The sequence below is a fragment of the Alloprevotella sp. oral taxon 473 str. F0040 genome, assembly GCF_000318095.2.
Taxonomy (GTDB): Bacteria; Bacteroidota; Bacteroidia; order Bacteroidales; family Bacteroidaceae; genus Alloprevotella.
This window is the reverse complement of sequence record NZ_KB290714.1, coordinates 267,278-282,052: the sequence shown is the minus strand read 5'-3', so window position 1 is coordinate 282,052 and position 14,775 is coordinate 267,278. Positions and strand designations below refer to the sequence as shown.

The window sequence follows — 14,775 nt, the reverse complement described above, 5'->3', positions numbered from 1 at the left end:
TCAGCTCGATAACTTCCCAAAATCAGATGATGCCCAACTCCACTTCCCAAGATCGCAACGAGGTTGCTCAAGATCATGAAGATAACAAGAATCGTCATGAGGAAGCCTCTATCGCTCGTGTACTCAAGTATACGGGACTTTTTGGTGGTGTGCAAGTGATTTACGCGCTCATTGCAATTGTACGCAATAAAATTACCGCCGTGCTCTTGGGACTTGCTGGTATGGGACTCATCGATAACTATAATCGCACTGCTGAGTTTCTAGGAGCAAGCACCAATCTTGGCCTATCGTTTAGTGCAGTGCAACATTTAGCACGACTGCATCGTTTAGGCCACACGCGCGCCATCGAGCATTTCTCTACATTGGTGCGCAGCTGGACTCTGCTGGCAGCATGTTTAGGCTTTTTCATCACACTCTTCTTTGCTCCACTACTCTCAGCTTTCTTGTGGGATGATTGGCGCAACGTGCTCACCATCGCAGCTGTGGCTCCCATCGTGGCTTGCAGCACGCTGAGTGGCGGTGAAATGGCCATACTCAAAGGGGTGGGACGTGTGAAGAGCATCGCATTGCTTTCACTCCTCACAGCTGTGACCACGCTGCTCATCACCACCACTGCTTATGTACTGTGGGGGCTATCGGGTGTTCTCCCTGCTTTATGCCTTTCCTCCCTAGCACAACTGCTGCTCACACTTCGCATGAGCCATCGCGCCGTAAGCTACCGTATACGATTGCGCTCATGGTCTTTCTTAAAAAGGGGCTGGCGCTTCATACATCTCGGACTTGCTTACGCCATTGCAGGCTTTATCATGATGGGGGGAGAATGGTTGGTACGCATGATTATCATGCAGTTTTCGCCGAATAGCGAACCTCTACAACGTCTCGAAGCTGTGGGGATCTATGCTGCTGGCTTTGCAGTCACCGTTTCTTATTCGCGCTTGCTCTTCAGAGCTATGGATGCAGATTACTTCCCTCGTCTGTCCGCGGCAACCCTAGAACGTTCGCATCAAAATGTCGCAGTCAATCGACAGATTGATGTGCTGGTGCAGTTGGCCACTCCTAGCATTCTCCTCTTTGCCGCTACATTGCCTTGGCTGGTGCGCCTACTCTATACTTCGGATTTTGCCACAGCGGTGACTATGGCGCACTGGGCACTACCTTATCTCTTTTTCAAAGCCATTGCTGTACCCATAGGCTATCTTGCGCTGGCTCATGCACGCAGCCGGCTATATCTGCTAGTTGAGAGCAGCTACACCTTATTTTTTGTCACGCTCATGGCGGTATGCTACTCACTATGGAGCTTCACCGGAGCAGGAGCAGCACTCTCTTTGGCCGATTTGCTTTACCTCATCGTTGCTTGGGTGGTCTACGCTCACCAATTTGGCTTTTCGATGGATAAAGCAACCCTTCGTCGTACGCTCACCCAGAGTTTTCTACTTTTGGGAGGATGGTTTTCACTAGGACACGAAAACTACGTAGTTCGATATGGCTTTGGAACACTATTTTTTGCGATTTCGTTGTGCTATTCCCTGCGCTTCCTTCTCGAATCTACAAGCCTTTTCTCTAGATTCCTTGCACGCTTTCGCAAGAAATATTAATTTTCAATCGAGCACGACAAAGTTACCCATTACTACACACAAATATCCAAACCTTAAATCTAAAGTTTTCCAAATAAAATCATAACACACTGATTTTCAACAGCAAAAGAAAATAAAGTAGTGAGAAAAGTTTTCCATTTTGAAAACACACTGATTATTAAGCACTTCCAAAATATGCCGAAAAATAATCCGAAAATTGTCTTCAAAATAATTGGACATGTAAAAAAATCCTCTTACTTTTGCCATGAAAATCCACGCAACGAGGAAATTCTATCCACAGATTTTTCATCACAGATTTCTTAGAACGCAATAACTACGGCTAAATGGTCGTATTGCTGCCTTCGTTCCGTATAAAACCAATCTCACCTAACCCCAATCCCCCTCTCCTGCCATGTACTCACTCCCTCACACCATCACGAAGCGTAATGGAAAGCCTGAGGCTTTCTCACTCGACAAAATCAAGAACGCAATTCTCAAAGCAGCCGCTGCCACAGGCACTTCACTCAGTGCCACACAAATGGAGGGGCTCATCCGTCGATTGCTCTTTACCGAAAATATGAGTGTGGAGGAAATTCAGAACCAGGTGGAAATGGCACTCATGGCGGAAGGATTCTTTGCTACAGCAAAAGCCTTTATCGTCTATCGCAACCAACACACCGAAGATCGCCAAACACTGCAAAAGCTCCGCTTCTTGGTGGACTACTGCAACGCGGCGAATGCTGCCACTGGCTCAAAGTTCGACTCTAACGCCAATGTAGAGAACAAAAACTTGGCGACACTCATCGGCGAAATCCCCAAGGGCGACTTTATTCGTCTGAACCGTCGTTTACTCTGCGACCGCCTCAAAGACATGTATGGCAAGGAAGCAGCCGATCGCTACCTTGATTTGCTCAACCACCACTTTATTTACAAGAACGACGAAACGTCTTTGGCAAACTATTGTGCCTCTATCACGATGTACCCTTGGTTGCTCAACGGCACGAAGTCCATCGGTGGCAACTCCTCTGCGCCTACCAATCTGAAATCTTTCTGCGGTGGATTCATCAACATGGTCTTCATCGTGAGCTCTATGCTCAGTGGTGCAATTGCTACTGTGGAGTTTTTGATGTACATGAGCCACTTCCTTGAGAAGGAATATGGTGAAAACTACCATCTCCGCGCAGATGAGGTGGTAGACCTCTCTAAACGCCAGCGCACCCTCGACAAGGTCATCACCGACTGTTTTGAACAAATCGTCTACTCCATCAACCAACCCACAGGCGCACGCAACTTCCAGTCGGTGTTCTGGAACATCTCCTACTACGACCGTCCTTATTTTGAATCGCTCTTCGGAGAATTTATCTTCCCCGATGGCTCTCGCCCACAGTGGGAACCTCTTTCATGGTTGCAAAAACGTTTCATGAACTGGTTTAATGCCGAGCGCACGAAGACTGTTTTGACCTTCCCCGTGGAAACAATGGCCTTGCTCTGCAAAGATGGCGATGTGATAGACAAAGAATATGGCGATTTCACCGCAGAAATGTATGCGAAGGGACATTCCTTCTTCACCTACATGAGTGACAACGCCGACTCTCTCGCGAGCTGCTGCCGTCTGCGCAATGAAATCCAAGACAACGGTTTCTCCTACTCCCTCGGAGCAGGCGGTGTAAGCACAGGTTCTAAGTCTGTGCTCACGGTGAATATCAACCGCTGCGTACAACAAGCTACACGTGAGGGTCGCGACTATGTGGAATATCTCGACAGCATCATCGACCTCATGCACAAGGTGCAGATGGCCTACAACGCCAATCTCGACTGGATGCGCGAACGTGGCTTGCTCCCTCTCTTCGATGCTGGCTACATCAACATTAAACGTCAATACCTCACCATTGGCGTGAACGGCATTGTAGAAGCTGCAGAAAGTTTGGGCATCACCATCAGCGACAACGAAGAATATGCCAACTTTGTGGAACGCATCCTCTCGCTCATCGAACATTACAACAAGAAATATCGCTCTAAAGACTTGCTCTTCAACTGCGAAATGATTCCTGCCGAAAACGTAGGCGTGAAACATGCCCGTTGGGATCGCGAGGATGGCTACTATGTGCCTCGCGATTGCTACAACAGCTACTTCTATGTAGTTGAAAACAAGAACATCGACCCCATCGAGAAGTTCCGTCTCCACGGCCGTCGCTACATCGACCACCTCACGGGTGGAAGTGCGCTACACTGCAACCTCGAGGAACATCTTTCACAGGCGCAATATCGTCATCTTCTCCGCGTTGCCGCACAAGAGGGCTGCAATTATTTCACGTTCAACATCCCCAACACGCTCTGCAACAGCTGCGGACACATCGACAAGCGTTATCTCTCGAAGTGCCCTCACTGCGAGAGCCAAGATGTAGACTATCTCACACGCATCATCGGCTATCTGAAGCGCGTGTCAAACTTCTCCATCGACCGCCAGCGCGAAGCAGAACGCAGATATTATGCAGTGATGCCCAAGAAGTAAGTTGCCAGCGTGCAATGCTTCTCTATTTCATCTCATAATGATCTAGCCAAATCTCAATCAATAAGCCACGCTATGGTAGAGCGTGGCTTATTTTGTAGGACGATTTTCCCTTAGTCTCAGATATACTTCCATCCGATTAAGGGTATCTTCCTTCCTGTAGATATCTTTTTCCTTTGACTTCCCAATAATCAGATGCTCAAATACGTCAATCACGACATCGTTTTCCAAGAATTTCCCGACGAAGTCACCCTTGCCATCAACCTATCCCGCTGCCCATGCGCTTGTCCTGGCTGCCACAGCACTTATCTTTGGGGAGACAATGGAGAAGAACTCACCCTCGATCGTCTGCGCGCCTTAGCCGAACACTATGGTACAACCATCACGTGTCTTTCGCTCATGGGAGGAGACAACGATCCACGAAGTGTTTTGGAACTCCTAGCCACGATTCGTGAAGAATATCCCCACCTCCACACAGGATGGTACAGTGGTCGCGACCAACTGCCTCTTTTCTTCTCGGAATATACTCCTCCCACCTACGTCAAGATAGGAGCTTGGCGCGCCGAATTAGGCCCTTTGAGCAGCCCTTCCACCAATCAGCGATTGTATCGCTATGACGAAGATGGTGAAAGCGAAGACATCACCCACCGCTTTTGGAAGAAATGAGAATAAGTTTCCCTATGTGGATGGCGGAAGATGGTCTTTTCATTCACGACTCCACACCCTCCAATAGAAAGATAGACAAAACAACAAGCGATGCTTGAAGAGGTAGGTATCTGGAATCCTCATCCAGACCTGATCTTCAAGCATCGCTTGTTTGAATCTTCATTACTAAAAGAGTCAGTTGAGACAATATAATCCACACAAGATGTACCCTCCTCAGAGAAGGCCTCCTACGCGTAACTATTCGCCTATGACTACTCCTTTGTTTGCCATGTGCAATAAGGGGATTTAGTGAGCTGGCTGTTATAGTAACGTCTGTCGCCAGTCACTTCTGGCCCGAGCCATTCGGGCTTTTCAAAGGTGACATCCACTGAGGGAAGTTCGATTTCTGCCACCACCAAACCAGCATTATCCCCATGGAACTCATCTACTTCAAAGGTAAAATCGCCACACGGCACAAGCCAACGCGTCTTGTCGATGATACCCGGCAGACATAAAGGAAGGAGTAGTTCCACTTCTTCAAGGGTGATTTCTTTTTCCCACTCCAAGCGCGAAAGACCATTGTCTGTGGAAGCGCCTTTGATAGTGAGAAAACCACTATCTCCCCAACGACGGATGCGCACGGTACGGCCCGTATCTACCGAAAGATAACCTTGTGTAATACGCACTTGGTGAGTAGCAGCGGACTGATAGTCGCCAACGACTAAGAATTTACGTTCTATTTCGAGAGCCATAAGCAGAAATAATCATGTAGTCAAAAAGAAAGGGACAGAATGAGAGAGAAACCGCTTACCTTTTACATCGCGCGCATGCGTACGCAAGAGGGCGTTTATTCCACGAAACAAACCGCTCCTTCTCGACAATCATCCGCAATAGATGTGACGATGAAGGAGCAGTAGCCTATTATTCTGGATTCTCTGCAAATTCCATGAGGTAGGCCTTGATGAAACCGTCGATTTTGCCATCCATCACTCCATTCACATCCGAAGTTTGGAAGTTTGTGCGGTGGTCTTTCACACGGCGATCATCGAAGACATAGGAGCGAATTTGCGAACCCCATTCGATTTTCTTCTTACCAGCTTCAATCTTAGCTTGCGCTGCCTTGCGCTTTTGCAGTTCGCGGTCGTAGAGTTGAGAACGAAGCAAACGCATCGCATTCTCACGGTTTTCTAGCTGCTTACGGCTTTCCGTGTTTTCGATGAGGATTTCTTCCTCTTCGCCTGTATCAGGATCTACATATTGGTAGCGCAAACGCACACCAGTCTCCACCTTGTTCACATTCTGTCCACCAGCTCCACCTGAGCGGAAGAGGTCCCAGCTGATTTTGGAAGGATCCACATAAACTTCTATCGTGTCATCCACCAAAGGAGTCACAAATACAGAGGCAAAGGAAGTCATGCGCTTGCCCTGAGCATTATAAGGACTCACACGCACCAAGCGATGCACTCCGTTTTCGCTCTTGAGGAAGCCATAAGCCATATCGCCTTCCACCTCGAAAGTCACAGTCTTGATGCCTGCTTCATCGCCATCTTGAAGGTTGGCAATAGTAGTTTTGTAGCCATTCGCCTCAGCATAACGGAGATACATGCGCATGAGCATAGAAGCCCAGTCTTGCGCCTCCGTGCCGCCTGCACCGGAATTGATTTTTACGACGCACGACATCGCATCTTCCTCTTGGCGAAGCATATTCTTCAACTCCAAATCTTCGATAGACGTCAGCGCACGGGTGTAGGCCTCATCCACTTCCTCCTCAGTCACCATCTCGTCTTTGTAGAACTCGAAGGCCAACTGCAATTCGTCTGTCATAGACTTGGCTTCTTTATAGCCATTGATCCATTTTTCTAGCCCTTTCACGAGCTTCATTTGTTCCTCAGCGCGAGCGCGGTCGTCCCAAAACGAAGGGTCTTGGGTGCGAATCTGCTCCTCGGCAAGCTGCATCGTCTTAGCTTCGATGTCGAGATAGCGGTGGAGCTGCTCCACACGGTCTTGGAGGGCTTTGAGTTGTTCTGCAGTGATCATGCAATATCTTGTGCCAATTGTCGCTGCAAAGGAGAGTTTCCCCTTGCAGCGACAAAGATTAGGTTTTAAATTATTGAGCTTGGATGAGCTGAATCAGTTGTTCGAGCGACACCTGTTGCTGTTCGCCCGTAGTCATATTCTTGAGCGCGATGAGATTCTGCTCCATTTCGCTTTCTCCCACGAGAGCGACGAAGGGGATTTGACGAGCGTTGGCATAGTTCATCTGCTTCTTCATCTTCGTTGCATCGGGGAACACCTCGGTGGAGATGCCTGCTTCGCGAGTGGCGCGTGCCCACTTCAAGCAGTGCGCAGCTTCCTTCTCACCGAAATTGATGAAGAGGAGGTCGACACTTGCTGCGGTGGTTGCAGGATAGAGTTCAAGCTGATTAAGCACATCGTAGATGCGGTCGGCACCAAAAGAGATGCCCACACCGGAAAGGCCAGGAAGGCCGAAGATACCAGTGAGGTTGTCGTAGCGACCACCACCCGTGATAGAACCAATTTCTACATCGAGGGCCTTCACCTCAAAGATGCAACCAGTGTAGTAGTTCAGACCACGAGCAAGGGTGAGGTCGAGTTCGAGGACATTCTTCAAAGAATCACCCAGTGTATTGAGCACAAACTCGAGTTCATCGCACCCCTTCAAGCCCACTTCGCTCGCAGCTAACACCTGGCGCATGGTAGCGATTTTCTCCGCATTCGTACCAGAGAGGGAAATGATGGGCTGGAGCGTTTCCACTTGTTCGGCAGAAAGTCCGGCAGCCATCAATTCTTCATTCACCTTGTCGAGGCCGATTTTGTCGAGTTTGTCGATGGCTACGGTAATATCTATGATTTTATCTGCCGCACCTAGGACTTCTGCGATACCCGTGAGGAGCTTGCGGTTATTGATTTTGATGGCAACACGGATGCCGAAACGCGTGAACACTTCATCCACTATCTGCATCAATTCGACTTCATTGAGAAGGGAGTCGCTACCCACTACGTCGGCATCACACTGATAAAACTCACGATAACGGCCTTTCTGCGGACGATCGGCGCGCCATACGGGTTGGATTTGGAAACGCTTGAAGGGGAGTTGGAGTTCCTCGCGATGTTGCACCACATAGCGTGCGAAAGGTACGGTGAGATCATAGCGCAAACCTTTCTCACAAAACTTGGCAGCGAGAGCTGCTGCGGAGTCAGCTTCATATTGCTCAGTAGAAACAGAACGCGTGAAGTCACCGCTATTGAGAATCTTAAAGAGGAGTTTATCACCTTCTTCTCCATACTTACCCATCAGGGTGGAAAGATTCTCCATAGCTGGAGTTTCGATTTGAGAGAAGCCGTAGAGACGATAGACACTACGAATGGTGTCAAAAATATAGTTGCGACGCGCCATCTCGACAAAGCCGAAATCGCGGGTTCCTTTGGGTACCGAGGGTTTCTGTGCCATAATATATGTAGGCCTTGGACTATTAAATTAAAAGTTAGAAGAGCGAAGTGAAAAGTGCATGCCTTCCTACTCCATCGTGCTCTTGCAGTATATTGAAATTCTAGCCAATCACTCGGACGAAGACGAGCCTTATGCAGCTCATGATTCACCAAAGAGCTAGAAATAATGGCGATTTACTTCACGTCTTTCACCAAGAAAATTTGCGTGGGAAGGTGGTCGGAGTAGCCATTGATCCATACGCCACCAGCGGTGGTGCGCTTAGGAGTTCCCTTATATTTACCTTCCTGCTGAAGAAGATAGTCGCGCGAGAACACAGCATGGGTGAGCAGATGCAAACGTTCAGGCTGAGACTTGTCGAGAAGGCCTGCAGAGAAGATAATTTGATCGAAGAGATTCCACTTGCCACGATAGTGGAGTGTGCCGATACCTTTATGATAGAGCATATCCCACCAAGGATTGTACAAATCATCGGGCGAAGTGATGTCCGACTCCTTGTGCTTCGCTCCGAGCGATTCGGGTGCATCTACAGAGGCATTGTTGGGGTCATCGTTGAGGTCGCCCATGATGACGATGCGCGCACCAGGATCTTGTGTCAAAAGGGCTTCTTTCAACTTGCGCACTTGGTAGCCCGCACGTTCACGCACAGGACTTTGCGCACCACGAGAAGGCCAGTGATTGACAATAAAATAGAACTTCTCACCCCCTAGACGACCACCGACGGTGAGGAAACCGCGGGTGATATAGGTGGTATCGCCAATGAGTTCACCATTCTTATTGGAATAGGGCTGAATTTTCCCATCAGCTCCTTGATAGAAACCTAAATCTACATTGGGCTGCAATGAATCGCGATAAACGAAAGGCACGAGCATCGCGCTTTCCACTTGAAACGCCTTGGGGTTGTAGAGCAAAGCCACATCAATGCCACGACGGTCAGGACCTTCAAAATGAATGGCTTTGTAGCCACGATTCACCAATGAGGGTTGTTGTAAAAGGTCGCGGAGCACGTGTTCGTTCTCCACTTCGCTCAATCCAACTACGGCAGCACCCGCAGGGCACTTGGTAGTTCCCATTTCTGTGCACAGTTCGCTGATGACCTGTGCCATATTGCGGAGCTTAGATTGATACTTTTGTTCTGTCCATTGGTAGGAACCCGTGGGCAGAAACTCGTGGTCGTTCTTACCAGGATCATGGGTGGTGTCAAACAGGTTTTCCACATTGTAGAAAGCCACTCCATAGAGCACCTTCTTTTGTGCTGCGGAGCTGAGTTGCCCTGCAAAGATGAGGACAAAAAGAGCCAATATAAATTGCTTCATTGTGAAGTAAAGGGATAGTTTACGCAGCAAAATTACGGAAGATTGTTGGAACACACGCCTTTTGCAGGCTGCGAAATTGCTGAAAATATGAGGAAACATTAAAAAACGCCTGCTAAAGGTGCGAAATCAGTACGGAGTGACGGCGGATATTGCTTTTTTTTCTATCTTTGCCCTATGCTATTTTGCTGCTCTTTGCAGCTTTTACTTGAGATATGACCTGAAAGGTGATAAGTTCTCACGAAAACGTATAGACAAACCTCACAATTTATCCTCCCCAATTATATGAAAAAAGGAGTATTCCTGCTAGTGAGTGCATGGTGCGTGGCTGGCGCTACAAGTTTTGCTCAATCAGCGGTCACTGACTCCATCAGTGGACATGATGATAATGCTGATTTCACTTTCACAGAATCACAACTTGACGACGAAGTAAACACCTCGCAAGCGGTGTCTTCCATCGTGGCTAAAAACGATCCCTTCCTTAGCGAGGTGGGATTCCGCTTTAGCCCGATGCGTTTCCGCGTTCGTGCCTACGACAATCGTTATGCACAGACTTACATGAATGGTCTGCTCCTCAACGATGTGGAGATGGGACGCTTCAACTATGCTTCGCTCGGAGGTTTGAACGATGCCACCCGCAACCGCGAAGGTGTAGATCCCTATGAGTTTGCCACCTTTGGCGTGGTAGGCATCGGAGGTGGTCAGAGCTACAACACACGTGCCTCGCAGTTTGCACAAGGTCGCAAGATTTCTCTCTCTGCTGCTAATCGCAGCTATGTCGGTCGCGCACTCTTCACCTATGCTTCTGGACTAAATAATAATGGTTGGGCATGGGCAGCTAGTGTGGGCTATCGCGGAGCCACTCGCGGATATATCGAGGGTACTTACTACAACTCTGCTGCATATTTCTTGGCTGCAGAAAAGCGTTTCAACGCTAATCACTCACTCTCTCTCGTCACCTATGGTGCACCCACTGACCGTGCTCAACAAGGTGCTTCGACAGAAGAGGCTTATTGGCTGGCTAATTCGCACTACTACAACCCCAACTGGGGCTACCAGGGAGGAGAAGTGCGCAACAGCCGCATAGTACATGCCTTTTCACCCACCACGATTTTGACTTGGGACTGGGAAAATGACAAGCACACTTCGCGCTTGACCACCAGCATCGGGCACACCTATAATATGTATAGCAACACAGCCCTAGGCTGGAATGGCAATGCTGCCGACCCACGTCCAGACTACTACAAGAACCTTCCTTCGAGTGTGGGCAACGTGTGGAAAGACAGCCGCAGCACGAAGCAAGGTGTGGAGCATAATGTAGACGAAGAACCCTTCCTCTATGAGCAATGGCAGCTGCTTTACAACCGCTGGACGGGCAGTAAAGCTGCACGTCAGGTAAATTGGGACGAGATGTACTTCGTGAATCGTCAGCAGAACGCAATTGGCGGAGATGCTCTCTACTATCAAGAACGTCGTCACAATGATCAGAATGTATTTGCACTGAGCAGTACGCTCAACCATACAATCAATGCCCGTCAGAAGGTTGCCCTTGGTGTTCAGCTCAACAGCACTCACGGCATGCACTACAAGACGATGGCGGATCTTTTGGGCGGCGAACGCTACACCGACATCGATAAATTTGCGGTGAACGACTATGGAGCGCAGTCTCCTGAAGCACAAAATGACCTTCGTCATCCAAATCGACAGATCCAAAAGGGAGACCGCTTTGGTTATGACTACAACATCAATGTGCGCAAGGCCAACCTTTGGGGACAATACCAATATTCTACGCTCCATTGGACAATGCACTTGAGCGGTCATGTGGATGGCACTACGATGGAACGTGAAGGCTTGATGGAGAATGGTCGCTATTAGAATAATAGCTCCGGTAAGAGTGGCAATGCACAATTCCTAGGTGGCGGTGGTAAGGCTGAATTGGCCTACTACCTCACACGCAATCACCGATTCGCGCTTGGACTCAGTGCCGCTTCTCAAGCTCCTCTCTCACGCAACGCTTTTGTCGCTCCACGCGCACAAAACAACTTTGTCAATAATCTCACTAACGAGGATATTTATGACGCTGACCTTAGCTATGCTTTCCGTTTTGGCAATGTGGTCGGTAAAGTGAGTGGATACTATGCACGCTTCGGCCGACAGGTGGAACAAACAGCTTTCTACAACGACCAACAATCTACCTTCACTTATCTCACCATGAGCAATGTGGAGAAGTTGCACTACGGAGTGGAGGCAGCCCTCAACTGGCAAGCTACGACCAACCTCTCTTTCCAAGTATTGGCCTCAGTGGGCGATGCCTACTACACCAACAATCCTTATGCTCAAGTGAGCTATGAGGGTATGAATCCCGCAGAGTTGGAAAAACTCAATTCGGTGGTAAACCCTGTGACCAAGCAGGCTATGCCCTTGCGTGTGATAGCCAAAGACATGCGCGTGGGCAACACTCCTCTCACTGCTTTGAGTTTTGGCGCACGCTACAACCTCGGTCAGTGGTTCTTTGAGGCTTCGGCCAACTATTATGACCGAGTTTATGTAGACTTTTCTCCCTATCGTCGCCTCAACAGCACGTATGCTGGCGATGGACACTTCTACACCGCTACTGGCACAGACGGAGCAGGACGCCCTGCCTTCGATGTGGCGCAAGCTGATGTGAAACGAGATGGAGGCGTACTCTTCGATGCACAAGGCCAGGAAGTAGCTAGCTATGCTGCTGCTCAAGAGAAGTTTAAGGGTGGCATCATGATTGATGCTTCTATTGGTCGCTTCATCCGCTTGAAACACGGCCGCAGTTTGAGCATCAACCTCTCTCTTCAGAACATCAACAACAATAGCAACCTACGCACAGGTGGCTACGAGCAAAACCGTTCGGACTTCTACTACAGAGAAAGTGGCGGTGTCTACACCAAAGGCGAAGGCAAGGCTTATAAGTTCTCTCGCAATTCCAAGTACTATTATGCCAATGCTTTCAACTTCTTCCTCAACCTCGGTTTCAAATTCTAAAGCATAGTTCATTATGAATCACATATATGCTCCCTTCGCTCACATCGCTAGGCAGTCGTTTCGCATGGCAGCACTCATTTGCTCCATCGTTACTATGGTGCTTTCTTTCACAGCCTGTGTAGACAACCAAGATGCTACCCATCATCCTCAAATCACAGCACAATCGCTACCAGCTGCCAACACTAATATTTTGAGTGTAAAACAGAAGTTTAGCTCTGTGCTTACCCAGAACAACACTTTCAAACAAGTCAATGAAGACCTCCTCTTTGAAGGTGTGGTAGTGGCCAACGACATTTCGGGTAATCTCTACCAAACCCTCATCGTACGCCACATTGGTTCTAAGGCTGGAGAGCTCGATGACCAGTGCATTTCTCTAGGTGTTAAGAGTTCTCAACTCTATCCTTACTTCCCACTTGGGCAGCGCATTCGAGTAAACCTCAAGAATCTCTATATCGGCAACTACAGCAAGACTCCTAAAGTGGGACGTCCTTACTACACCTCAAGTGGCAATCTCCGACTCGGTCCTATGTTTTTGGATGATGTGGCCACCAACATCACCTTGGTAGGTACCCCCAACCCTCAGGCTCCTGAACTTACCCCGCGAGATTTCACCTCTGAAGAGGGTGTGGAATGGTTGAGCAATCGAGCCAACCAATCCTACCTTGTTAATCCTATGCTCGTGTCTGTGCGAGGTATTGCCACTGACGTGATGGGTGCAGAGAAAAACAAGGCTGCTACAGGACAACTCTCTGGTAAAAAAGAACCTCTACCTAAGATTTTTGCCCCTAAAGAACTCTATGATGCAGGTTTTGGAGTGGATCGTCCTCTCCAGCTTCTGCCACAAGATTCTAGCAATCCCGTGAGCCTCTCCCTCCGCACCTCCGTGCGCAATGCTATTTCCTTCCTTCCGATTCCAGAAGTAGCAAAGACCTATACCGGTGTCATGACCTATTATACAGGTTGGCAGTTGCAACTCCGCGATGTCAAAGACATCAAATAGTTCATCTTCCAACATCATAACCCTCAATACCTCTTATAAACATGAAAAAGAACGCACTGTTCCTGGTTGCTATCGCTGCATGCAGCCTCGCTTTCACAGCTTGTTCCAAGGTGGAAGCTCCTTATGTGAAGCCTGACCAGCCCACAAACCCAACCAATCCTACAAACCCCACCACGCCACAAGACGGAACGCTCCTGAGCGAGAGTTTCAGCACTTCACTCGGTGCTTTCACTACAGTGACCACAGCAGGGGCAGGTGAATGGAAGATTGACTTCAAAACAGCCAAGGCTTCGGGCTACGACAATGCAACGAAGAAGACTACTGCCGGCACTTACTACCTTGTAAGCCCTGAAATCGACCTCACGAAGGTGAAGGAAGCACACATAGCTTTTGAGTATGTGTTCCGCTACAACAAGGGCGACGAGAATCAGCAACTCTTGATCACCGACAAATACGATGCTCAAAAGGCTGCTGAAGGTTGGACATTGCTCAACCAACAATGGACAGAAGGCCGCGATTGGAAGACCTTTACCAAGGCAGACCTCGACATCCCTGCTGCCTGGATGGGTAAAAAGGTACGCATCGCCTTCCGCTACAACACCAATGCCGAAAGCGGTTCTACCTGGGAAATCAAGAATCTCACCGTCGCTACTGGTAAGGCTACACAAGCTCCTAAACCCGACACGCCCAAACCAGACAATCCTGCAAACCCAGGCACAGCAAAAGCCTTACAAAATGGCAACTTTGAGACTTGGGTCGATGGAAAACCCGAGCACTGGTCACCTACTTCTGGCTCAGGCAATGCCACATTGAAACAAAGCACCACTGCACAAGAAGGTAAGTATTCTGTAGAAGTAAGTGGAGAAGATAAGTTCAACAAGCGTTTAGGTTCAGCAGACCTCACTCTCGAGGCTGGCACCTACACCTTCTCTGCCTATGTACGTGGCACAGCCGCAGGTTCTTCTTGCCGTTTGGGTTATGTACCTGTCAAGGATGGCAAGGCAGACAGCAAGAGTTACATCTATGAAAAGGGCTACCACGACAATCTTTCCACCTCAGAATGGACACTCGTGAGCTACACTTTCGATCTCAAAGCCACTACTACACTCAGTCTCGTAGTAATGATTCCTAAAGGTAAGTCTGCATTCTTGCTTGACAACGCGACTTTGATGAAGAAGTAATTCCACCTCTTCTCCCGTACTCTCACGCAGATGTGCCATGCAACAACCTTAAAAGTTGATGTTATGGCA

At 48.7% G+C, this 14,775-nt stretch carries 11 protein-coding genes; 7 read left to right on the top strand and 4 right to left on the bottom strand.

The features are described from left to right. Positions 1–26: 26 nt before the first annotated feature. The 3 genes from HMPREF9999_RS03670 (at position 27) to nrdG (ending at position 4,749) form a co-directional block, all read left to right on the top strand. Positions 27–1,595 carry an oligosaccharide flippase family protein gene (locus HMPREF9999_RS03670; protein ID WP_052316474.1) on the top strand — a complete coding sequence of 523 codons (1,569 nt, stop codon included), beginning with the start codon at positions 27–29 and terminating at the stop codon, positions 1,593–1,595. A 391-nt stretch (positions 1,596–1,986) separates the two neighbouring features. Continuing rightward, positions 1,987–4,086: an anaerobic ribonucleoside-triphosphate reductase gene (gene nrdD / locus HMPREF9999_RS03665; protein ID WP_009437027.1), complete on the top strand. Its 2,100-nt coding sequence runs from the start codon at positions 1,987–1,989 to the stop codon at positions 4,084–4,086. 192 nt (positions 4,087–4,278) lie between these two features. Continuing rightward, complete coding sequence (gene nrdG / locus HMPREF9999_RS03660) at positions 4,279–4,749, top strand: anaerobic ribonucleoside-triphosphate reductase activating protein (RefSeq protein WP_009437025.1); 471 nt, start codon at positions 4,279–4,281, stop codon at positions 4,747–4,749. Between the two features lie 251 nt (positions 4,750–5,000). Here the strand turns inward: nrdG and HMPREF9999_RS03655 are convergent, their stop codons facing one another. From HMPREF9999_RS03655 to HMPREF9999_RS03640, 4 genes are all read right to left on the bottom strand, one after another. After that, the gene (locus HMPREF9999_RS03655; RefSeq protein ID WP_009437024.1) at positions 5,001–5,480 is read right to left on the bottom strand and encodes a CYTH domain-containing protein; all 480 of its coding nucleotides are present in this window, start codon (positions 5,478–5,480) and stop codon (positions 5,001–5,003) included. A gap of 169 nt (positions 5,481–5,649) precedes the next feature. Further along, on the bottom strand, positions 5,650–6,765 hold the full coding sequence (gene prfB, locus HMPREF9999_RS03650; protein WP_009437022.1) for a peptide chain release factor 2: 1,116 nt from the start codon (positions 6,763–6,765) through the stop codon (positions 5,650–5,652). A 70-nt stretch (positions 6,766–6,835) separates the two neighbouring features. Further along, positions 6,836–8,200 carry a histidine--tRNA ligase gene (hisS, locus tag HMPREF9999_RS03645; protein ID WP_009437021.1) on the bottom strand — a complete coding sequence of 455 codons (1,365 nt, stop codon included), beginning with the start codon at positions 8,198–8,200 and terminating at the stop codon, positions 6,836–6,838. Positions 8,201–8,373: 173 nt separating this feature from the next. After that, complete coding sequence (locus tag HMPREF9999_RS03640; RefSeq protein WP_009437020.1) at positions 8,374–9,513, bottom strand: endonuclease/exonuclease/phosphatase family protein; 1,140 nt, start codon at positions 9,511–9,513, stop codon at positions 8,374–8,376. Positions 9,514–9,795: 282 nt separating this feature from the next. Between HMPREF9999_RS03640 and HMPREF9999_RS10710 the strand changes: the two genes are divergently transcribed. Genes HMPREF9999_RS10710 through HMPREF9999_RS03625 form a run of 4 tightly spaced genes read left to right on the top strand, consistent with a single transcriptional unit; the run spans position 9,796 to position 14,706 of the window. Next, on the top strand, positions 9,796–11,385 hold the full coding sequence (locus tag HMPREF9999_RS10710) for a hypothetical protein (RefSeq protein ID WP_009437018.1): 1,590 nt from the start codon (positions 9,796–9,798) through the stop codon (positions 11,383–11,385). A gap of 60 nt (positions 11,386–11,445) precedes the next feature. Continuing rightward, a complete protein-coding gene (locus tag HMPREF9999_RS10705; protein ID WP_009437017.1) occupies positions 11,446–12,525 on the top strand; it encodes a hypothetical protein in 1,080 nt (359 codons plus the stop codon). Between the two features lie 13 nt (positions 12,526–12,538). Next, the gene (locus tag HMPREF9999_RS03630) at positions 12,539–13,525 is read left to right on the top strand and encodes a DUF5689 domain-containing protein (protein ID WP_009437016.1); all 987 of its coding nucleotides are present in this window, start codon (positions 12,539–12,541) and stop codon (positions 13,523–13,525) included. A 41-nt stretch (positions 13,526–13,566) separates the two neighbouring features. After that, a complete protein-coding gene (locus HMPREF9999_RS03625) occupies positions 13,567–14,706 on the top strand; it encodes a carbohydrate binding domain-containing protein (RefSeq protein ID WP_009437015.1) in 1,140 nt (379 codons plus the stop codon). Positions 14,707–14,775 lie beyond the last annotated feature (69 nt).